Source organism: Brachymonas sp. KE5 (assembly GCF_057773645.1).
On sequence record NZ_CM173463.1, the window covers coordinates 1,087,177 to 1,108,458 of the forward strand.

Here is a 21,282-nt window from a genome sequence, read left to right on the forward strand (position 1 = left end):
TTATGCCGTTCGCACAGATTTACATGATTGAAGGCCGCACCGAAGAGCAGAAGAAAGCCGTGATCGAGAAAGTCACGCAGGCTCTGGTGGAAGCGGTGGGTGCACCCCAGCAGAACGTGCGCGTCTGGATTCACGACGTGCCCAAGGAAAACTGGGGCATCGCCGGAGTCAGCGCCAAGGATCTGGGCCGCTGACAAGCACCTGCACAGGGCAATCTGCAGCATGGCTTGTCCGCCATGCTTTTCACTCCGCATGACAGGCTTTGCCTGCATGCGGATTTTTTTTGTCGTTCCGGTACTTTCACGAGGGTGATGCGGTGCAGCAAAAACAAGTACTTACACCCCGCTTGTAAAGTGCTGCCGGAATGGCTTTTCTTCTTTGTCTGCCAGCAGTTGTCAGCGTTTTGCAAGAAGATGGTGGCTTTTTATTACAAAATAAAGGGGAAATTAAGTAGTCCCACCAAGTCGTTGATATTGTGCGGATTTTCCAGGGGTGTAAACTTACGGCATTCGCGTGATTATCAAAGAGCAGGACTTCGCCATGTCTACACCAACAGAATTTGTGACCAGAGGTATTTCGAAATACTTGTCACAGAGCGCCATGTTCGTTGGAGCCGCGTGCGTTGCCGTGGCCCTGCCGGTAGAGGCAAAAACCGAGCGCCCGGCGCCGGCCAAGGTGGCTGTCAAGCAGGTCAAGACCAAGGCCAGCCGTGAAGACGAAACCCGGGCAGCAGTGCTCAAGCGCGCCGCCGCCAAGGACAAGTCGGTGTTGCAGGTCAAGCACGTCAAGGGCCTGGCCAAGCCGCTGGATGACGAGGAAGAAGCCTCGCCCCGCGGCAAGAAACTCAAGCTGGCCAATGCCAAGGCCGGCCGCAACGCCAAGGCTGAAGTGGAAGAGGCTGCACCCGCCGGCCGCAAGGGCAAGGCTGCCAAGCTGGCCAAGGCCGCCGATGACGAAACGAGATCTTCCAGGGCCGCCAACAAGATCGCCGGCAAGCTCAAGGGCACTGCCGATGAAGAGCTCGGTCCCAAGGGCCGCAAGCTGACCAAGGCCGAGCGCATCAAGGCAGAACGCCAGGCGCGTCTGGATGCCGAGGAGGAAGCCCGCCAGAAGCGCATCGACTCCACCCGCGACAAGCGCCTGCAGGCGCAACGCAAGGCAAAAGAAGAAGCAGCCGAGCAGGCCCGCCTGGAGCAGATCGCCCGCGAAAAGCGCCAGCAGGAAATCGCCCGGCAGGAGCGCCAGCAGGAGTTGGCGCGCCAGAAGCGCATGGCTGCAGCGCGCGACGCCCGCGAGCGCGCCCTCGAGGAAGACCGTATTGCCACGCTGGCCGCCGAACGCAGTGCCGGCGTGCGCGTGATGACTCCCGCTGCCGTGGCTGGTACAACTGCAGTTGCCGCGGCCGCTGCAGTTCCTGCCGTGGCTGCCACCCCGGCTACCGTTCAGAGCAGCCTCACCCCCGCTCCCGTGAGTTATGTGCCATCCACTCCGGTGGCTGCGCCAGCCATGACCACGCCGGTTGCGGCTGCCCCGGCACCGGTTCGTAGCGCGGCTCCAGTGCGCAAGACCAGCACAGTCAGCGCCTCGTCGCCCGTGGCCGCAGCCCTGATCGGCAGCGAGGTGGAAAGCGTTCCCAACCGTCCCTACGTGTATACGCCCAACCCCGACTCTCCGGTCGCGGCGGCGCTGATTGCACCGCAAGCCACCCCCGCACGTGCGCCGGTCACGCGCTCCTATGTGGCGCAGAGCAGCTCCCCGGTAGCCGCTTCGCTGATCGCAAGCGCTGCGCCCGTGCAGCGTGTGGCGCCGGTCGACCGCTCCAACTTCGTGCGCGTCTCCGTCCCCGCCAACAACACGCTGGGCCAGATCCGCGGCATGAGCACCGCCGGCTCGCCGCTGGCACTCAACTCGGCCGTGGCCCTCGTCATGGACCAGAACACCGGCGAAGTGCTGCTGAACAAGAACGGTGGCCAGGTGTCTCCCATTGCCTCCATCACCAAGCTGATGACGGCGCTGGTCACCATGGATGCCGCACTGCCCATGGATGAGCGCATCACCATCACCTATGACGATGTCGACCAGCTCAAGGGCAGCAGTTCGCGTCTGTCGGTGGGCAGCAGTTTCACCCGACAGGAATTGCTGCACCTGGCGCTGATGTCCAGCGAAAACCGTGCGGCCCATGCGCTGGGTCGCACCTATCCGGGTGGCATGCCTGCTTTCGTGCGCGCCATGAACATGCGCGCCACCATGCTCGGCATGCGTGACACCAACTACGTCGAACCCACCGGCCTGAACAGCGGCAATCGCTCCAGCGCCCGCGACCTGGCGCTGCTCACCCGCGCCGCCTACAGCTTCCCGCTGATCCGCAGCTACACCACGCATCCGGGCCAGTCGTTCGATGTGGCCGGCCAAACCCGCCGCTTCAACAACACCAACCGCCTGGTGCACAGCAACAACTGGAACATCGGCCTGCAGAAAACCGGCTACATCTCCGAAGCCGGCCGCTGCGTGGTGATGCAGAGCAACATCGATGGCCGCAACGTCATCATCGTGCTGCTCGATTCCAACAACAGCTCGCTGCGCGTGAAGGATGCCGAATCCATCCGCTACTGGGTGCAGAACAACCTGGGCCGCGGCGGCAGCCGCAGCTACGGCGGCGTGGTGGCACAGGCCTACTGATTCAGCGCCCCCTCAAAAAACAAACACCCCAAACGCGTACGCCGCTTTTGGGGTGTTTTTCATGGGGCCATCTTCCCGGGCCGGAAACAGGCTCAGCGCCGCATCAAATCCTTGCCCCGATAGCCAATCGATGTCGAAATCTGGTTGGCCGCATCCCGCAGTTTCTCGATCCAGCTTTCATCGATGCGATGCGCCGGAGCCGAAATCGACAGGCCGGCGATCATGGTGCCCTGGTCGTTGTAGATGCCGGCCGCCATGCAGCGCACGCCCAGTTCCAGTTCCTCGTTGTCGCGCGCCACGCCGGACTGGCGCACATGGCTCAGTTCGCGCTCCAGTTGCGGCAGCTGCGTGATGCTGTTGCGCGTATTGCCCTGCAGGCCGGTGCGCGTGGCATAGGCGCGTACCTTCTGCGGGTCGTCCATCGACAGGAACAGCTTGCCGGTGGAAGTGAGGTGCAGCGGCGCATGGCCGCCAATGGCGCGCACCACCTGCATGCCGGAGCGCTCGCTGTTGAAGGCACGTTCGATATACACGATCTCGTCTCCCTGGCGCACGCTCAGGTTGATCGGCTGCTGGACCTGGCGATGCAGTTCGCGCATCACACTCACGGCTGCATCGCGCACGCTCAGGCGCGCCTTCACCAGATTACCCAGCTCCAGAAAGCGCATGCCCAGACGGTAGCTGCCGGTATCCGGCCGTTCCACAAAGCGGCCGATCACCAGGTCATTCAGGATGCGGTGCGTGGTGCTGGGGTGCAGTCCTGCCTTTTCGCTGATTTCCTTCAGGCTGAGGGGTTCGTCGCGTGAGGCAACAATGTCGAGCAGGGCGAACATGCGCTGCAGTACCTGAACGCTGATTGCAGCGTACGCGGGATCAGGCACGTGGGGGAGAGGAGTGTCGGACATGATATTTACTTCGCTGCTTTCCGTTTGTGTGAAAGCAACTCAATTCTACTATGTGAAATCATGTCCTGCCTACAGCAGGTGCGTGAGCCAGACATCTCGCTCCAGCACCTCGCAGGGCCGAAAGCGTGTCTTGTATTGCATCTTCCGGCTCTCGGCGATCCAGTAGCCCAGATACACATGGCGCCTGCCTGTCTGCTGCGCAAACGCAATCTGCCACAGCACCGCATAGGTGCCATAGGCCGCGCCCGCGTCATCGGCGTAGAAGGTATACACGGCCGACAGCGCATCCGGCAGCACATCCACCAGGGCCACCATCTTCAGCACATCGCCCTGGCGGAATTCCACCAGCATGGCATCTACCGGGCTCTGCAGGATGAAGCTCCGGTAGTCCTCTGGATCGTCCTTGTCCATGCCACAGCCGGCGTGGCGCGCGAGCTGGTAGTCGCGGTAAAGCGCGTAATGGTCCGGGTATTCCTGCAGGGGAAGCAGGCGCACCGTCAGATTCTGGTGCTGGCGTTGCGCCCGGCGCTGGCTGCGGTTGGGCCGGAAATCCGCCACCGGCACGCGCAGCGGCACGCAGGCGCTGCAGTTGTCGCACCAGGGCCGGTAGGTGGTGCTGCCGCTGCGGCGAAAGCCCTTGGCAATCAGTTGCGCGTAGATGTCGGTATCCACCACATCCAGGGGCACCACCACTTGCGAGCGGGCGGTTTGCTCGGGCAGATAGCTGCAGGGATAGGCGGCCGTGGCGTACAACTGGAGTACGCGTTCCGGCAGGGGCGGGCAACGCAGGTCGGACATGGCGATAATGGTAGCGCAAGGTGGGCGCATGCGCTGTTTCAGCGTGTGCAGGCGCTTTATGATGCAGTCTATGGACTCCCTGATGACACCCACCGCTGACACGGCCTTGCACACCTGGCACGATGCCATCGGTGCCGAAAGGCAGCAGCCCTATTTCCAGCAACTGTGGCAGCGCGTGAAGCAGGCGCGGGCAGAAGGGCAGACCATCTACCCGCCATCGGCCGATGTGTTCAGCGCCTTCACCGCCACCGAGTTCGACCGGGTGCGTGTCGTCATTCTCGGCCAGGATCCGTACCACAACGAGGGCCAGGCACACGGGCTGGCGTTTTCCGTGCGGCCCGAGGTCGATATTCCCCCCTCGCTGCAGAATATTTACAAGGAGCTGGCCGAGGATATTCCCGGTTTCGCGATTCCGCGCCACGGCTACCTGCAGCACTGGGCGGAGCAGGGCGTGCTGCTGCTCAATGCCGTACTCACGGTACGGGCCGGACAGGCGCACTCGCATGCCAACTGGGGCTGGGAAACCTTTACCGATCGCGTGGTGCGACAGCTCAACGATCACCGTCAAGGGCTGGTATTCTTGCTATGGGGCAGCCACGCACAGAAAAAAGGCGCGTTCATCGACAGAAAGCGCCACCTCGTGCTGCAAGCGCCGCATCCGTCGCCGCTATCGGCGTATCGCGGATTTTTCGGATGCCGGCATTTTTCCCGCGCCAATGCCTGGTTGCAGCAACAGGGTCTGGCGCCTATCGACTGGCAGGTATAAAACCATGGAGACAAAACCCCCCATCCGCATCCGCAAGGGCGTCGAAGCCGACATTCCGGCCCTGACCGGCATGGCAGCCAAGCTGCTGCAGGAAATCCAGCTCGCCACCCATGACCTGGATTTCGAGGTCGAGCCGCTTCCGGTGCGCCGGCATCTGGAAAACCTGCTCGAGCGCGGCAGCTACCGCGTGCTGGTAGCCGATTCGGGCAGCGAGCAGATCGGCTTTGCCGGTCTGTTCGAAGGCCATGCGCTGTATGCTGGCGGTGCGCTGGGGACGATTACCGAACTCTTCGTCAAGCCCGAATGGCGCGAAAAAGGCGTGGGCCGCGAGCTGCTGGCCGGCATTTTTGCACTCGCCCGCAACCAGGGTTGGCGCCGCGTGGAAGTCACCACGCCGCCGCTGCCGGAGTTCGAGCGCATCATGCACTTCTACCAGTGTCAGGGCTTTGCCGTCACTGGCGGACGCAAGTTGCGCAGGTTGATGTAATTTGTCGGAAACCATCGGTAACACCATGTTATTGCTGGATTTTCTGCAGCAGGCTACCCCATAGCCGGGCGCTGAACTGCCACTGCATGGCGGGCTTTTGCTGCGCCTGCGCAATGGACTCCACAAAGACCTCGCGCGCAATGGCGCTGGCGCCCAGGCTGGCCAGATGGGCCGTTTCCTGCTGGCAGTCGATCATCTCCACGCCATGCGTGCGTGAAAGGGCCACCAGTGCGGCCAGCGCAATCTTGGAGGCATCGGGCACACGGGTGAACATGCTTTCGCCGTACACGGCCCGCCCCAGCGCCACGCAGTACAGGCCACCCACCAGCGTGCCGTCGACCCAGGTCTCGACGCTGTGGGCCAGCCCGCGCCGGTGCAAGGCGGTGTAGGCGTCCAGCACATCGTCGGTGATCCAGGTGCCGGACTGATGCGCCCGCGGGCCGGCGCAGGCACGCATCACGTCCGCAAACTGCGTGTCGATGCGGATTTCGCACTGCGGCGATGCCGCAAAGCGCTGGATCGTCTTGCGCAGCGACCGGTGCAGACGGAAGTTGTCCGGCCGCAGCACCATGCGCGGATCGGTGCTCCACCACAGAATGGGCTGGTTGTCGCTATACCACGGAAAAATCCCCTGGCGATAGGCCTGTTCCAGCGTATCGGCATCCAGCACGCCGCCGGCCGCCAGCAGACCTGGCCAGGGCGTATCGTCCTGCAGCGCCTGCTCCACGGGGGGAAAGGGCTGGTGCGGCTCGAGCCAGGGCAGGGTGGTCTTGGGGTGGTAGGTCATGGGCGATTTGTAAAGCGATGTTATCCTAACGCCATGGTTTTGCGCTATGTACTGGCGAGAATGCTGTTCCTGCTTTCCGGCACGGATGCCGAAGCCCATGGTGGCGGCCTGGATGCCCAGGGTTGCCACCACAACCGCAAGACGGGGGACTACCACTGTCATCGCGGTGGTGGAGGCGCTCGCAACCCGGCCTTGGGCACGGGTGGCTCGGCGGGTCCCGGCGTTCAGCGCTTCATGGCCGAACCATCGCCCCGCCGCGCTGCGCCTGCCGGCAGTCGGGTGTATTACCCGAATTGCGCCGCTGCCAGGGCGGCAGGTGCGGCAGCCATTCGCGCTGGCGAACCCGGCTATGCGCGGAGGCTGGATCGGGATGGCGACGGGGTGGCATGCGAGTAGTGCCGCTGCCTACTCCGCGGAACTATCGCGTCACCCCCTGAAGAACCGCACCGGCACTTCCGCGAGCTCTCCCGCCGGCACCACGCCACGCCGCTTGATATGCGGTTGCAGCTTGCCCATCACGTGCATCTCGCAGGGCTTGCAGTCGAACTTGAGGGTGTAGCTCTGGTCGCCGTGGGTGATGGTGAGCGGCTCGGCACGCACCTGGCCCTGCACGCCTTTCACGCCCTTGGCCTGCTTGGGGCACAGGCTGAGCGAGTAGCGCACGCAGTGCTTGGTGATCATCAAAGGCACTTCGTTCTCTTCCTCGTGCGCTTCGTAGGCGGCGGCAATCACCTGCACGCCATGCTTCGCATAGAAGTCGCGCGCCTTGTGGTTGAACACATTGGCCAGATAGGTGAGGGTGTCTTCCGGATACGGCGCCGGCGGTTCGACCGGCGTTGCACGCTGCGGACGCTGCCAGCCCTGCAGGCGCGCAGCGTCCAGCGCTTCCACAGCCTGGCGGCGCAGTGCGTTGACCTGAGAGGCGGGAATAAACCAGGGTTGTGCGGTGGCGATGTCCAGATGTTCGACTTCATAAATGGTCGTGCCGAGCTTGCCCAGGTTGTCACGCAAGGCCTGTTCCCCTTTGGCAGCATCGCGCGCCGGGGTCTTGTCGCATACCAGCTGCGCCGTGGCGCTGAAACCGTCGGCATCGTTCAGCACCAGTTGCACGCCATCGGCTGTGTCTTCCAGCCGCAGCCACAAGCCGATGCGGCGCTCGGCGCTCGGGCGCTCCAGTGAGCGCACCCATTCCATGTCACGGTTGCGGTTCACCACCGTATCGCGTCGCAGATCCTTGAAGCCCGCCACCGGATCCTTGGGAAACACCCGCCATTGCCCCGGCTTGCCCAGGCTTTCGGCACGGTTGATCTGCAGGCCGACCAGATTGTTGTGCAGGTCGAAATAGCACAGGCCATCGCCGTTGTGCAGTTCGGTGGCGTGGTCGTCCGTCATCAGGTCCACGCTGTTGCTGCCTACTTGCAGCACGTAGCCGATGGGCTGGCCGGGGTTCTTCGGGCTGTCGAAGGCGCCGATGTCCTGCTGGCGGCCGTGGGTGAAATAGTCGGTGCTGCCGCGGTTGAAGTTCTGGCGCGGATCGGGCTCGAAGGCAAAGCGCGTGCGGCCGCTGCTGCCGGGCGCCAGTTCGGGACGCTGCTCCAGCAGCTCGTCTAGCAGCTTGCGGTAGTGGGCGGTGATGTTCTTCACATAACCCATGTCCTTGTAGCGCCCCTCGATCTTGAAGCTGCGCACGCCCGCGTCCACCAGCGCGGCCAGATTCGCGCTCTGGTCGTTGTCCTTCATCGAGAGCACATGCTTGTCATGCGCCACGATGCGGTTCTGGCTGTCCGTCACCTGCCAGGGCAAGCGGCAGGCCTGGCTGCAGTCGCCCCGGTTGGCGCTGCGGCCGGTGCTGGCATGGCTGATATAGCACTGGCCACTGTAGGCCACGCACAGCGCGCCGTGCACGAAGTATTCCAGGATCGTCTCCGGCCGTGTCGCGGCGCGGATGGCGGCAATCTGCTCCAAATCCAGCTCGCGCGCCAGCACGATCTGGCTGAAACCCGCATCCTGCAGAAAGCGCGCCTTCTCCGGCGTGCGGATATCTGCCTGCGTGCTGGCATGCAACTGGATCGGCGGCAGGTCCACTTCCAGCAGGCCCATGTCCTGGATGATGACCGCATCCACGCCCGCGTCGTACAGTTCCCAGATCTGCTTGCGCACCGGCTCCAGCTCGTCGTCGCGCAGGATGGTGTTCTGCGTGACGAAGATGCGCGCATGGTAGCGGTGGGCGTGCTGTACCAGGCGGGCGATGTCCTGCACACTGTTGGCGGCGTTCACGCGCGCGCCAAAGGCCGGGCCGCCGATGTAGACGGCATCGGCGCCATGGTTGATGGCCTCGATGCCGATATCGGCGTCACGGGCGGGGCTGAGCAGTTCGAGCTGGTGCGGGAGCATGGCAAATCGGCACGCCAGCGAGGGCGCGCGGCAAAAACGGAAAGGGCGAAGCGCCAATGGTAGCGATTCGCCCGGAAAAACGATAGCACTCGGGCTTTGGCCCGGCGCTCCGTCAAGGGATTCAGTGGATGCGGGCCTTGGCGCGCAGTTCGTCCTGCAGCTTGACCATCTGCTGCTCGACCATGCCGTCCTTCACTTCCTGCTTGACTTGCTCGAACGGCGGCACCTGGCCGTGCGCCGCGGGGCCCATGCCGGCCACGATGCGGTCGTATTCGGCCTTGGCATCGGCGTCGGAGACGGGATTGTTCTTGCCGTACTGCTGGAACAGCAGGCCCATCAGCACCATGCCGTGGGCGCCGTCCATCTGGTTGCGGTATTCAGGCGTAAGCTGCAGGCCGCGCTGCACGGCTGCCTGCACCGGCGTCACGTTCTTGGCATTCAGCTCCGCCTCCAGCTTGCCCACCTGCTGTTCGGCCAGATCATCCTTGACCTGTTGCTTCACCTGCTCGAAGGGCGGCACCTGCTCCTTGGCGGCCGGGTCGAGACCGGCGACGATCTTGTCGTATTCCGCCTTGGCGGCTGCGTCCGACACCGGGTTCTGCTTGCGGTACTGCTCGGCCAGCAGACCCGACAGGATCATGCTGCGTGCGCCATCCATCTGCTGGCGGTATTCCGGCGTGCGATGCAGGCCGCGCTGCTCGGCCACCTGCACCATCACGGCATCGCCGATCAGCTTCTGGCGGACCTGTTCCTCCATGCCGGCGGGCAGCGGCTGGCCCATCTGGGCGGCACGCTCCTTCATGCTGGCCATCACGGCATCGAAACGGGCCTTGGGCAGGGGTTTGCCATTGACGATGGCCAGGTTCTGGGCGTGGCCGGCAACGGAGGCGGCCAGCAGCAGGGCGCCGATCAGGGCGGAAAGACGGAAAGACATGGTGAAAACTCGCTAGATCAGGACAGGGGCTGCTTCAGTCGCGCACGATTTCGATGGCCAGCGCATGCAGCCCCGCGGTAATTTCTTGTTGCAGTGCATCATACACAAGCCGGTGGCAGGCCACACGTGTCTTGCCGGAAAAAGCCGGCGCAGCCACACGCACGCGGAAGTGGGTGCCATAGCCCAGGCCATTGGCACCGGCATGTCCGGCATGGTGGCCGCTTTCGTCGATCACTTCGAGCACGGTGGGCTGCAGGGCCTGTTCCAGGCGGGACTGGAGCAGCGCGGCGGTGGGGATGGTGAAGTCATTCATGGGAGGAACTTGTTGCAGGGTTGTGAACAATGGCAGGCAGGATAGGGATGCCGGATGGTCAAGGCCTGCGACGATCATTCATGGCGGAAGTCGCAGAAAACCACGGTCGCACAATCAGCGCGGCAGGCTGTTGTCCCCTTGCCAGTGGCGCGAAATATAGACCCCTTGCCCCACCAGGAAGATCAGCGGAAACACATAGCCCCACAGCTTGAAGTTCACCCACTGCTCGGTACTGAAATACACGGCCACATAGGCATTGATGGCGGCCATGAACAGACAGTAGCCGATCCAGGCCACGGTCAGGCGGTGCCACACGGGTTGCGGCAGATTGAGCTGGGTGCCCAGCATCAGTTGCAGCACATTCTTGCGCATGCCCCACAGGGCCACGGCCAGAGCCAGCGCCATGGCGCCGTACAGCACGGTGGGTTTCCACTTGATGAAGCGTTCATCCTGCAGCACCAGCGTGAGCGTGCCGAAAACCAGGATCAGCGCCAGCGTCACCTTGTGCATGGTGCCGAGCTTGCGGTCGATGAAGTAGAGGATGGCCATCTGCGCCGTGGTCGCCGCCATCAGCACCGCGGTGGCGGTGTAGATGCCGTACAGCTTGTAGGCTGCGAAGAACAGGACGATGGGGAGAAAGTCGAGCAGTTGTTTCATCGGCAGCCATTATGCGGCCTGCGCGCGGCATGCGCACAGGTCTTGCGCAAGGTTACGGGTATTGCGGATCCACGTCCTGGCCGGGCTCACCGAGGGGCACGAATTCGAGCGAAGCCGAGTTGATGCAGAAGCGCTCGCCCGTGGGCTGCGGCCCGTCGGGGAACACATGGCCGAGGTGAGCGCCGCAGTTGCTGCACAGCACTTCGGTGCGCACCATGCCATGGCTGGTGTCTTCACGCGTGACCACTGCTTCGGCGCTGATGGGCTGGTAGTAGCTCGGCCAGCCGCAGCCGGCATCGAACTTGGTGGCGCTGGCAAACAGGGGCTGGTCGCAGCAGATGCAGCGGTATACGCCTTCGGCATAGTGGTCGGTGTAGATGCCGGTAAACGGATGTTCGGTCGCCGCAAAACGGGTGACCTGCATGGCGACGGGCTCGGCGTTCTTGGCGTTGAGCACGGCTTCCCATTCGATCGGGGTTTTCTGGACCGGAAATTCCATGACCTTGTCTCCTGGTTGTAGTGGGCGGGCATGGTGCCCGCATGCGCCGAGTGTAGAGGGTTTTGATGGCAGCCATGCTGCAGGGTAGCCCTGAGAGCTGCCAGGGCATGGTGGCCGGGGCAGCGGCTTACGAGGAGCAGCTCACGCAAATGCCCGCTGCCCAGTCGGGCGGCAGTCCGGCATAGGGGTGTTCGTCCCAGCGTGTGTCGAATGGTGTGGTACAGGCCTCGAGCAGCCGGTGGATTTCCGCGAAGTCGCCTTTCTCGGCCGTGGCAATCGCGTTCTGGCACAGATAGTTGCGCGGCACCACGGCCGGATTGGCGCGCAGCATGGCGGCGCCGGTGTCGGGCAGGGCATGCTCGTCCAGGGCGCGCAGATAGTCTGCCAGCCAGGGGTCGAGGGCATCGCCGCGCATCAGCAGAGCGCGCACGCCGTCAAAGTCCGCCTTGCCTGCGGCCACCGCCAGCGACAGGCGTCGCCAGAACAGCGTGAAGTCGGCCTGGTTCACGCTCAGCTGTTTCAGCAGGGGTTGCAGCAGTCCGGTCGCAGTGGCCGGGTCCAGCAGGCCCAGCTTGGCGGCCCAGCAGCTGGCCATGCTCTCTGCCAGCCGCGCCGGGTACACGTCCACCGCGGCCTTGGCATCGGCCACTTCGCCGATCAGCGGCAGCAGGGCCTGGCCCAGTGCATACAGGTTCCAGTAGGCCACATCGGGCTGCTGGTCGTAGGCGTAGCGGCCGCGCTCGTCGCTGTGGTTGCAGATATGGCCGGGATCGTAGGCATCCAGAAACTGGTAGGGGCCGTAGTCGATCGTGAGTGCCAGCATGCTCATGTTGTCGGTGTTCATCACGCCATGGCAGAAGCCGATGGCCTGCCATTGGGCGATCAGGTCGGCCGTGCCTTCGGCAACGGTTTGCAGCAGCGCTGCGTAGGGGTTGGCCGCCTGCCGGCAGTGCGGGTAGAACTGTTCGATCACGTAATCCGCCAGGGTGCGCAGGGGGATGTCATGCTGGCGCGAGGCGAAATGTTCGAAGTGGCCAAAGCGCACAAAGCTGGGGGCAAAGCGCGTCACCACCGCGGCGGTTTCCACCTGCTCGCGGTAGACCGGATCGCGCGACCCCGTCAGGCACAGCGCGCGCGTGGTGGGAATGCCCAGTGCCTGCATGGCCTCCGATGCGATGAACTCGCGGATCGAGGAACGCAGCACCGCACGGCCATCCCCCATGCGGGAGTAGGGGGTCAGGCCACTGCCCTTGAGCTGGATTTCCTGCAGCGTGCCGTCGGCAGCGGGCAGGGCGCCCAGGGTCAGTGCGCGTCCGTCTCCCAGCTGGCCGGCCCACACGCCGAACTGGTGACCGCTGTACACGCTGGCCCAAGGCCGCGCGCCTTCCGGCAGGGCATTGCCCGAGAACAGCTTGAGCGCATCGTCCTGCGCCAGCCAGGCTTCGTCCAGGCCCAGCCAGGCGGCAGCCGCAGGGCTGTGCGCGATCCAGTGCGGTTGCGTGAGCGGTACCGGATTGAGGAAGGTGACGAAGGCCTCGCCCAAGGCTCCCAGGCCGGGCTGCCATGTGGCTTGCGAAGAGGGGTGTGGCGCGTGTTCGGACATGTGTCGATTGTGCGGGAGCTGTCAAGTCCGTGAGGCGGGGCAGGGCTTTGCCGCCAAGGGGTAGGCCGGGTGGACACCGGCGCGCATGTTCACACGATTCCATGAAATCCCCTGCGGTCGTGCGCATTTTTGCGGGCACAATGCCTTGTGAGACCCGAAACACCTACAAGGAGACAGACATGCTGGGCCTGATGCAGAACCAACCCCTGCTGCAATCGTCGCTGATCGAATTTGCGGCAGCCAACCACGGCGATACCGAAATCGTGTCGCGCCGGGTGGAGGGGGACATCCACCGCTACACCTGGGCCGATGCGGCACGGCGTTCGCGCCAGCTGGCCCATGCGCTCGATGGCCTCGGCCTGGCCGCCGATGCCCGCGTCGGCACCCTGGCCTGGAACGGCTACCGCCACCTGGAGCTGTACTACGGCGTGAGCGGCACCGGCCGGGTCATCCACACCATCAACCCGCGCCTGCATCCCGAGCAGATGGCCTGGATCGTCAACCACGCCGAAGACGAAGCGCTCTGCTTCGACATGAGCTTCCTGCCGCTGGTGCAGCTGATTCACGGCCAATGCCCCACGGTGAAGCACTGGATTGCCCTGTGCGATGCCGACAAACTGCCAGCCGACAGCGGCATTCCGAACCTGGCGAGTTACGAAGCGCTGATCGCCAACCAGAATACCGACTACGACTGGCCGCAGCTCGACGAAAACACCGCCAGCGGCCTGTGCTACACCAGCGGCACTACCGGCAACCCCAAGGGTGCACTGTATTCGCACCGCTCGAACATCCTGCATGCCTACGCTGCTGTCATGCCCGATGCCATGGCGCTGAGTTCGCGCGATGCCGTCATGCCTGTGGTGCCCATGTTCCACGTCAATGCCTGGGGCACGCCCTTCAGCATGGCGATGACGGGTTGCAAGGTGGTCTTCCCGGGCCCGCAGCTCGATGGCAAGTCGCTGTACGACCTGATCGAGGCCGAGCAGGTCACCTTCAGTGCCGGCGTGCCCACCATCTGGCAGATGCTGCTGATGCACGTGCAATCCAAGGGCCTGCGCTTCAGCAGCCTGAAACGCACGGTGATCGGTGGCTCGGCCTGCCCGCCGGCCATGATCGACGCCTTTGCCGCACTGGGCGTGCGCGTGATCCATGCCTGGGGCATGACGGAGCTGTCGCCATTGGGCGCACTGAGCACACTCAAGCTCAAGAACGAGTCCCTGCCGGCCGAGGAAAAGCGCCGCCTGCTGGCCAAGCAGGGCCGCCCGGTGTTCGGGGTCGACCTGAAGATCATCGACGAAAACGGCGAAGACCTGCCGCATGACGGCACCACCTACGGCAACCTGATGGCGCGCGGCAACTGGGTGATCGAGCGCTACTTCAAGTTCGACAAATCGGCCGTCATCGACGGCGGCTGGTTCCACACCGGCGACGTGGCCACCATCGACCCGGACGCCTTCATGCAGATTACCGACCGCAGCAAGGACGTGATCAAGTCCGGCGGCGAGTGGATCAGCTCCATCGACGTGGAAAACATCGCCATGGGCCACCCGGCCGTGGCCATGGCCGCCTGCATCGGCATGCCGCATCCCAAATGGGACGAACGCCCCATCGTGGTAGTGGCGCTCAAGCCCGATGCGCAGCTCACGCGCGAGGAACTGCTGGCCTTTTACGAAGACAAGCTCGCCAAGTGGCAGATCCCGGATGACGTGGTGTTTGTCGACGCCATTCCGCTGGGCGCCACCGGCAAGATGCTCAAGACCAAGGTGCGGCAGATGCTGGGCGACTACAAGCTGCCCTCGCTGTAAGCAGGGCAGGCGAGATCAGTCGCGGTGCGGATTGCCGCGACCACGGTCCCAGCCCAGCTGCTTGCCGCGGCCTTCGTTGCCACGCTCCCAGCCCTTGTGGCGGCGATCATTGCTGCGGTACTGGCGCTCGTATTCGTTGCGGTAGCGGCGCACTTCACGGCGCTCGCGACGTTCGTCGTAGCGGCCGTCGTCCCGGTCGCGGATCACCACCGGACGATGCACCACCACCGGATCACGCACGATCACCCTGCTGCCCGGGCGATGGATCGCATAGGCACGCGGCGAGGCGGCATTCACGAAGTACACCGGCCGGTTGCAGGCGTTGTAGCGGCTGCAGTGCTTGCTCCACTTCTTGCGGTGGCCCGGCGGCACGTACAGGTACATCGGGTCGTAGCCGACGGCAGTGCGGTGGATGATGACCGGGCGCGAACTGTAAACCGGCGGCGGCACCGCGGCGTCGCCCAGCACGATCTGGCCGTACACGCCCTGGGTAAGGGGCGCACCGACGGTGATGTTGTTGTACCAGGGATTGGCGTTGACCGTGACTTGCGCCTGGGCAGCCCCCAGGCCCAACAGGCTGGCTGCGCCCACCAGCGCGGTGGCAATCGAATGACGGATGTTCATGGAGGTCTCCTTCTGCTGCGCCATACAGGCGCCCAACCCGATTGTGGGCCCTTGGAGACGGCGCAACCCAGCCAGGCGTTGACCATACGTAACCAATTGCCAGGCCGTTAACGGTTGCCACCGATGAATGTTGCATGGCCGCCGGTGTAGCTGCTATTGCTTACGAATAGCCCAGGCATGCCCGCGGCAGGAAAGCAACACATCAGGACAGCGGCGCAGGCACGAAAAACGGCGCCGCAGCGCCGTTCCTCTCGAGCCTGGGCGAGATTACTTCATGCCCATGCGGATCGCCCCATCCAGACGGATCACCTCACCGTTCAGCAGGTCGTTTTCGAAGATGTGCTTGGCCAGCTTGGCGAAATCTTCGGGACGGCCCAGACGGCTGGGGAAGGGCACCATTGCAGCCAGCGAATCCTGCACTTCCTGCGGCATGCCGAACAGCATGGGCGTGCCCATGATGCCCGGAGCGATGGTCATGTTGCGGATGCCGGTACGGGCCAGATCGCGGGCAATGGGCAGCGTCATGCCCACCACGCCGCCCTTGGAGGCGCTGTAGGCCACCTGGCCGATCTGGCCTTCGAAGGCGGCCACGGAAGCGGTGGAGATCATCACGCCGCGCTCGCCGGTGGCTTCAGGCTCGTTGGCGCTCATGGCTTCGGCCGCCAGGCGCATCATGTTGAAGGAGCCGATCAGGTTGACGGTGATGACCTTCTGGAACAGCTCCAGGCTGTGCGGGCCTTTCTTGCCGACGATCTTCTCGGCGGGAGCGATGCCGGCGCAGTTCACCAGACCCATCAGCTTGCCCAGGCCCGTGGCAGCTTCCACCACCTTGCGGCCATCGGCCTCGTCGGCCACGTTGGCCTTGACGAACACGCCACCGATTTCCTGCGCCACTTGCTGGCCGCGCTCTTCGTTCATGTCAGCGATGACGACCTTGCCGCCATTGGCTGCCAGCATGCGCGCCGTGCCTTCACCCAGGCCGGAAGCACCGCCGGTCACGATGAAAGACTTGCCTTGAATCTCCATGTCGAGCTCCTTATGTCGAATTGAAATGGGGTCGCTGTGGTTGACGTTGACGTCAACGGAATACCGCATTGTAGGGCGAACGCGGGGCCGTACGCGAGAAAAATTCCGGATCCGCACGCGGAGCGGGGCAGGGCTTGCACTGCGGCCGCCGCTGCTTTCATCCGCGCAGGATCATTGTAGGCGGCACAGGCGGCTGTTTACTTTTGCTTGCACGGTGAATTGCCGGCGGCTTACCATGCCATGTCCGATCCAGAATCCCTCTGTATTTACCGCCATGTCGCCATCCGAAGTGCCGTCTGCTGATTCCCTGCATCTCCACCTGCAACGCCGCCAGGCCCTGCGTCTGCTGGGAGGCAGCATGGGCGCGGCGACACTGCTTGGCCTGACGGCTTGCGGCAGCGCGCCGCCGGCACCGAGCCCGCAAAAGCCCGCGGCCCCGCCGGTCGCCCGGCGCAAGCCGCGTCTGGCGCTGGCCCTGGGGGGCGGCGCGGCACGTGGCTTCGCCCACGTCGGGGCGCTGGAAGTGCTGGAAGAAGCCGGCATCCGGCCCGACATCGTGGTCGGCACCTCGGCGGGCAGCGTGGTCGGCTCCATCTACGCCAGCGGCTTGCGCGGCAGGGCGCTACGCGATGCTGCCCAGGCGCTCGACAAGAACGCCATTACCGACTGGCAGGTGCCTTTCCTGAACCGGGGCCTGCTGCGCGGAGCGGCGCTGGAGCGCTTCATCAACCAGCAGGTGGGCAACCGCCCGATCCAGGCCATGCCGGTCAAGCTGGGCATCGTGGCGACGGATCTGAAATCGGGGCAGGGCATCCTGTTTCGCAGTGGCAATACCGGGCAGGCGGTGCGCGCATCGAGTGCCGTGCCGGGCGTGTTCGAGCCGGTGCGCATCGGCAGCCGCGAATATGTGGATGGCGGTCTGGTGGCGCCGGTGCCGGTCAACTATGCGCGCCAGCTTGGCGGCGAGGTGGTGGTGGCCATCGACATCAGCAGCGAGCCGACGGCCGAAGCGGCCAGTAGCCAGGCCCAGGTGGTGCTGAAAACCTTCTCCATCATGGGGCGCAACATCAATACCAATGAACTGAAAAACGCTGATGTGGTGCTGCGTCCGGCGCTGGCGGGTGTTTCCAGTGCGGATTTCAGCAACCGCGAGCGCTCGATCGAGGCCGGCCGCGCTGCCATGCGCCAGGCTTTGCCGCGGATCCGCGCCCTGCTTGCGAAAGGGGTGTGAGGCGCATCCCTGTGCTGCCGCCAGACCTTTGAGACAAAAAAAATGCCCCACCGAGGTGGGGCAAATTGCATCTGCTAGTCCGGCATTGCACCGGTAACGAGACACAAGGAGACAACTTGTTGTGCTGGCTGGCATCTGGCCAGCCAGTCTTGCTCAGGGCCTATCAGGCGCGGGGAGCAGCAGGCTTCTTGGCAGCAGCAGCGGCCGTCTTGGTGGCGTTGATGGCCGTGTTGGTCATGGCGTTGAAGTTGGCTTCAGCAACGTCGGAAGCTTGTTTCACGGCCTTCTGCACGGATTCGAAAGCAGAGTTGGCAGCGGAAACGGCGTTCTTCATCATGGCCACGCCAGCTTCGGAACCAGCAGGAGCGTTCTTGCTCATGTTGTCCACAACGGCGTTCACTTTTTGCTGGGCTTCAACAGCCTGGGATTCCAGAACCTTGGTGAATTCAGCAGCAGCGCCGGAAGTGATGTCGTACAGATGACGGCTGTAGGCAGCAGTCTTCTCGGCCAGGGGCTGGAACAGGGAAGCTTGCAGGGCCAGCAGTTCCTGAGCGTCTTTCACGTTCATGGCAGCCTGGGTGGTTTGAGCGGCGTCGGTCAGGGCGGCCTTGGCAGCGTTCACGTTCAGGTCGATCAGCTTCTCGACGCTTTCGAAAGCCTTGTTGGTCAGACCAAACAGGGTTTCCAGGTTGGCTTTGTGGGCGGCGGCGATTTGTTCAGCGGTCAGCATGGGAGTTCCTCCAAAAAATTACACTACAGGTGAAAATAACACTGCGCTTGTTGGTGGGGCCTTTCAGCCCCTGTGCCATGCGTCGCAGCCCTCGCCGGCACTTTTGTTGCACTGCAACATGGGCTCTAGTATAAGACCAGTTTGCTGCATTGCAATATCTTTTTGTGCAGCGCAGCAAAAAAGCTGCGGTCAAATTGCAACAAGTTGTATTGAAGTGGCGGGCGGATGCGGGATGTGCGGCGCCTGCCCGGGCACAGGCTGAAGGAGTGCCATTCCTGAGTGGCTCCAGACGCTCCGTTATGATCACGCGCAGGCCATGCCTGTGGCTGACCCATATATATAGCGGCGTAATCGCGCCAGCACAAACCTTGTTTCCAATGCATACAAGCTCACCGCAACCGCGCCTGCTGGTCACGCGTGCCATTTTTCCCGATGTGGTCGATCGCCTGCGCCAGCATTTCGAGGTCATCGACAACCCGGAGGACGCGCTGTGGACGCGCGAGCAGATGGGTGACCGCCTGCAAGGCTGTGCCGCCGTGCTCACCACCCCCTCCGAGGCCATCGACGGCGAACTGCTTGCACGCAGCCCCGGTCTGCGCATGTGCGCCAACATGGCGGTGGGCTACAACAATCTCGATCTGCCGGCGCTGACGGCGCGCGGCATTCTGGCTACTAACACTCCCGACGTGCTCACCGAAACCACGGCCGATTTCGGCTTTGCCCTGCTGCTCGCCACCGCACGCCGCGTGACCGAGGCCGAGCGCTGGTTGCGGGACGGCCACTGGACCAAATGGCGCTACGACACCCTGCTGGGCTGTGACGTGCATGGCAGCACGCTGGGCATCCTCGGCATGGGCCGCATCGGCCAGGCCATTGCCCGCCGCGGCGCGCACGGCTTCGGCATGCGGGTGATCTACCACAACCGCAGCCAGCTCGATGCCGCCACCGAGCAGGCGTGCGGGGCGCGCTATGTCTCGCGCGAAACCCTGCTGCGCGAGGCTGACCACCTGGTGCTGGTGCTCCCTTACTCGGCCGGCACCCACCACAGCATCGGCATGGCCGAACTGCGCCAGATGAAGCCAGGCGCCAGCCTGATCAACATCGCGCGCGGCGGCATCGTGGACGATGCGGCACTGGCCCGTGCCTTGCGCGAAGGCGTGATCGCCGCTGCCGGCCTCGATGTGTTCGAGGGCGAGCCGCAGGTGCATCCCGATCTGCTCACGCTCGACAATGTGGTGCTCACTCCGCATATCGCCAGTGCCAGCGAGGCCACGCGCCGCGCCATGGCCAATCTGGCGGCCGACAACCTGATTGCCTTTTTCACGCGCGGCGAGGCGCTCACGCCGCTCAACCCCGAAGTGCTGACCCGCTGAGTTATGTCCGAATCCCTGATGTTGACCGTGGCCCTGATCCTGCTGGGCCTGAACCTGCTGTTGCTGCTGGTCCTGCTATTGCGCAAGCCCGATGACCGTCCGCAGCGCGAGGCGCTGGAGTCGCTGCGCGATGCGCTTGACGACCGCATCGGCGAAAGCAATGAGCGGCTGGAGCGTGAGCTGCGCCGCGAGCTGGCCGAGACGGCGCGCACCAGCCGGCAGGAGCACGCGCAGACGCTGGGTACCTTCCAGGGCGCGCTGGTGCAGCATGCCGCCGAGTCTGCACGTACGCAGGGGGCGCAGCTCGAGGGCTTTGCCAAGCAGCTGGCGCAGATGGAGCGCATCGTGCAGGACACGCTCAACCAGCGCCTGGCCAGCCTGCATGAAGGCAACCAGCAGCGCATGAACGAGGTACGCAGCACGCTGGACGAGCAGATTACTCGCCTGGCGCAGGGCAATGCGCAGCAGCTCGACCAGGTGCGCAGCCTGGTGGGCGAAACGCTGCACAGCACGCTGCAGTCCCGTCTGGCCGAAAACGCCCAGTTGCTGCAGCAGCAATTGCAGGGCGTGCAGGGCGGCCTTGCCAGTATGCAGAAGCAGGTGTCCGACACGCTCACCAGCCAGCTCGATGCCCTGAGCGAATCCAACGCGCGCCGCCTGCAGGAAATGCGCGGCACGCTGGAAACGCAGATGGCGCAGATGCAGCACACCAACAGCGCCAAGCTCGACGAAATGCGCCAGACCGTGGACGAAAAGCTCCAGTCCACGTTGCACCAGCGCCTGGGCGAGAGCTTCCGCCAGGTGGCCGACCGGCTGGAGATGGTGCACAAGGGCCTGGGCGAGATGCAGACGCTGGCCCAGGGCGTGGGCGACCTCAAGCACCTGCTCAGCAACGTCAAGACGCGCGGTATGTTCGGCGAGGCACAACTGGGCGCCTTGCTGGAGCAGGTGTTTGCACCCGACCAGTATGCCGCGCAAGTCACCGTGCACCCCAACGCCCGCCACGCAGTGGATTTCGCCATCCGCCTGCCAGGCAAGAGCGAGGATGGCACGCCCCTTTGGCTGCCGATCGATGCCAAATTTCCGAACGAGGATTACGAACGCCTGCTGTCTGCCCAGCACCGTGCCGACGCCGAAGGTGCCGAACTGGCCGCGCGCCAGCTGGAGGCACGCATCCGCATGGAGGCCAAGTCCATCAGCGAGCGTTACATCGCGCCGCCGCACACCACCGACTTCGCCATCCTGTTCCTGCCAACCGAGGGCCTGTACGCCGAAGTGCTGCGCCGCCCCGGCCTGATGGAAAGCCTGCAGCGCGACCACCGCATCACGCTGGCCGGCCCGACCACGCTGATGGCCATGCTCAACTCGCTGCAGATGGGCTTCAAGACGCTGGCGCTGGAAAAGCGCAGCAGCGAGGTGTGGCAGGTATTGGGCGCCGTCAAGACCGAGTTCGGCAAGTTCGGCGACGTGCTCGCCAAAGTCAAGAAGCAGACCCAGACCGTGCTCAACACGCTGGACGAAGCCGAGCGACGCAACCGTGCCATGCACCGCAGTCTGCGCAGCGCCGAGGCGCTGCCGGAGCCGGAAGCACAGGGCATTCTGGGGTTGCCGCAAGCCGGCACCAGTCTGACGGCTACCGACGAAGACGCAGACTGAATCCGGAATTGGGGC

Annotated in this window: 21 protein-coding genes; 9 read left to right on the plus strand and 12 right to left on the minus strand. The window is 64.1% G+C overall.

Translation table 11 applies throughout. The features are described from left to right. The first annotated feature begins 2 nt into the window (after window positions 1-2). Together thmT and ACX36O_RS05240 are read left to right on the plus strand one after the other, a co-directional pair. On the plus strand, window positions 3-194 hold the full coding sequence (thmT, locus tag ACX36O_RS05235) for a 2-hydroxymuconate tautomerase (protein ID WP_091816366.1): 192 nt from the start codon (window positions 3-5) through the stop codon (window positions 192-194). A 406-nt stretch (window positions 195-600) separates the two neighbouring features. Beyond that, a complete protein-coding gene (locus ACX36O_RS05240) occupies window positions 601-2,679 on the plus strand; it encodes a serine hydrolase (protein WP_371687100.1) in 2,079 nt (692 codons plus the stop codon). 92 nt (window positions 2,680-2,771) lie between these two features. Here the strand turns inward: ACX36O_RS05240 and ACX36O_RS05245 are convergent, their stop codons facing one another. Beyond that, window positions 2,772-3,584, minus strand: coding sequence for an IclR family transcriptional regulator (locus tag ACX36O_RS05245; RefSeq protein WP_488360160.1), 813 nt, complete (start codon window positions 3,582-3,584; stop codon window positions 2,772-2,774). A gap of 69 nt (window positions 3,585-3,653) precedes the next feature. Next, entirely contained in the window at window positions 3,654-4,382 is a 729-nt protein-coding gene (locus ACX36O_RS05250; protein WP_488360161.1) for an arginyltransferase, read from the minus strand. Window positions 4,383-4,464: 82 nt separating this feature from the next. On the opposite strand from ACX36O_RS05250, the gene ung reads away from it, so the two are divergent. Both ung and ACX36O_RS05260 read left to right on the plus strand, forming a co-directional pair. Further along, complete coding sequence (ung, locus tag ACX36O_RS05255; protein WP_371687096.1) at window positions 4,465-5,148, plus strand: uracil-DNA glycosylase; 684 nt, start codon at window positions 4,465-4,467, stop codon at window positions 5,146-5,148. A 4-nt stretch (window positions 5,149-5,152) separates the two neighbouring features. After that, the gene (locus ACX36O_RS05260) at window positions 5,153-5,635 is read left to right on the plus strand and encodes a GNAT family N-acetyltransferase (protein WP_213360284.1); all 483 of its coding nucleotides are present in this window, start codon (window positions 5,153-5,155) and stop codon (window positions 5,633-5,635) included. Between the two features lie 28 nt (window positions 5,636-5,663). On the opposite strand, the gene aat is transcribed toward ACX36O_RS05260, so the two are convergent. Beyond that, window positions 5,664-6,422: a leucyl/phenylalanyl-tRNA--protein transferase gene (gene aat / locus ACX36O_RS05265; protein WP_371687095.1), complete on the minus strand. Its 759-nt coding sequence runs from the start codon at window positions 6,420-6,422 to the stop codon at window positions 5,664-5,666. A 33-nt stretch (window positions 6,423-6,455) separates the two neighbouring features. On the opposite strand from aat, the gene ACX36O_RS05270 reads away from it, so the two are divergent. Further along, on the plus strand, window positions 6,456-6,818 hold the full coding sequence (locus ACX36O_RS05270) for an excalibur calcium-binding domain-containing protein (protein WP_213360288.1): 363 nt from the start codon (window positions 6,456-6,458) through the stop codon (window positions 6,816-6,818). Window positions 6,819-6,848: 30 nt separating this feature from the next. On the opposite strand, the gene ACX36O_RS05275 is transcribed toward ACX36O_RS05270, so the two are convergent. The 6 genes from ACX36O_RS05275 to ACX36O_RS05300 all read right to left on the minus strand — a co-directional run bounded on the left by ACX36O_RS05275 (window position 6,849) and on the right by ACX36O_RS05300 (window position 12,822). Next, the gene (locus ACX36O_RS05275) at window positions 6,849-8,816 is read right to left on the minus strand and encodes a peptidase U32 family protein (protein WP_213360290.1); all 1,968 of its coding nucleotides are present in this window, start codon (window positions 8,814-8,816) and stop codon (window positions 6,849-6,851) included. A gap of 121 nt (window positions 8,817-8,937) precedes the next feature. Beyond that, window positions 8,938-9,750 carry a SurA N-terminal domain-containing protein gene (locus tag ACX36O_RS05280; RefSeq protein ID WP_213360292.1) on the minus strand — a complete coding sequence of 271 codons (813 nt, stop codon included), beginning with the start codon at window positions 9,748-9,750 and terminating at the stop codon, window positions 8,938-8,940. 34 nt (window positions 9,751-9,784) lie between these two features. Further along, complete coding sequence (locus ACX36O_RS05285; RefSeq protein WP_213360294.1) at window positions 9,785-10,063, minus strand: BolA family protein; 279 nt, start codon at window positions 10,061-10,063, stop codon at window positions 9,785-9,787. Between the two features lie 114 nt (window positions 10,064-10,177). Continuing rightward, window positions 10,178-10,720, minus strand: coding sequence for a septation protein A (locus ACX36O_RS05290; protein WP_213360295.1), 543 nt, complete (start codon window positions 10,718-10,720; stop codon window positions 10,178-10,180). 52 nt (window positions 10,721-10,772) lie between these two features. Next, window positions 10,773-11,219 carry a peptide-methionine (R)-S-oxide reductase MsrB gene (gene msrB / locus ACX36O_RS05295; RefSeq protein ID WP_213360296.1) on the minus strand — a complete coding sequence of 149 codons (447 nt, stop codon included), beginning with the start codon at window positions 11,217-11,219 and terminating at the stop codon, window positions 10,773-10,775. Between the two features lie 127 nt (window positions 11,220-11,346). Next, window positions 11,347-12,822: a protein adenylyltransferase SelO gene (locus ACX36O_RS05300; RefSeq protein ID WP_213360297.1), complete on the minus strand. Its 1,476-nt coding sequence runs from the start codon at window positions 12,820-12,822 to the stop codon at window positions 11,347-11,349. Between the two features lie 179 nt (window positions 12,823-13,001). On the opposite strand from ACX36O_RS05300, the gene ACX36O_RS05305 reads away from it, so the two are divergent. Beyond that, complete coding sequence (locus ACX36O_RS05305; protein ID WP_213360298.1) at window positions 13,002-14,627, plus strand: 3-(methylthio)propionyl-CoA ligase; 1,626 nt, start codon at window positions 13,002-13,004, stop codon at window positions 14,625-14,627. 15 nt (window positions 14,628-14,642) lie between these two features. On the opposite strand, the gene ACX36O_RS05310 is transcribed toward ACX36O_RS05305, so the two are convergent. Both ACX36O_RS05310 and ACX36O_RS05315 read right to left on the minus strand, forming a co-directional pair. Continuing rightward, entirely contained in the window at window positions 14,643-15,251 is a 609-nt protein-coding gene (locus ACX36O_RS05310) for a hypothetical protein (protein WP_371687089.1), read from the minus strand. Between the two features lie 267 nt (window positions 15,252-15,518). Beyond that, window positions 15,519-16,277 (minus strand): 3-hydroxyacyl-CoA dehydrogenase, encoded by a 759-nt coding sequence (locus tag ACX36O_RS05315; protein ID WP_213360303.1) that lies wholly within the window; start codon window positions 16,275-16,277, stop codon window positions 15,519-15,521. Window positions 16,278-16,512: 235 nt separating this feature from the next. On the opposite strand from ACX36O_RS05315, the gene ACX36O_RS05320 reads away from it, so the two are divergent. Next, window positions 16,513-17,508, plus strand: coding sequence for a patatin-like phospholipase family protein (locus ACX36O_RS05320; protein ID WP_371698785.1), 996 nt, complete (start codon window positions 16,513-16,515; stop codon window positions 17,506-17,508). Window positions 17,509-17,671: 163 nt separating this feature from the next. Here ACX36O_RS05320 and ACX36O_RS05325 read toward each other — a convergent pair whose 3' ends face one another. Then, entirely contained in the window at window positions 17,672-18,238 is a 567-nt protein-coding gene (locus ACX36O_RS05325; RefSeq protein WP_213360304.1) for a phasin family protein, read from the minus strand. Between the two features lie 377 nt (window positions 18,239-18,615). Between ACX36O_RS05325 and ACX36O_RS05330 the strand changes: the two genes are divergently transcribed. Beyond that, a complete protein-coding gene (locus tag ACX36O_RS05330) occupies window positions 18,616-19,611 on the plus strand; it encodes a 2-hydroxyacid dehydrogenase (protein ID WP_488360162.1) in 996 nt (331 codons plus the stop codon). A gap of 18 nt (window positions 19,612-19,629) precedes the next feature. Further along, window positions 19,630-21,267 carry a DNA recombination protein RmuC gene (locus ACX36O_RS05335; protein WP_488360163.1) on the plus strand — a complete coding sequence of 546 codons (1,638 nt, stop codon included), beginning with the start codon at window positions 19,630-19,632 and terminating at the stop codon, window positions 21,265-21,267. Window positions 21,268-21,282: the final 15 nt, after the last annotated feature.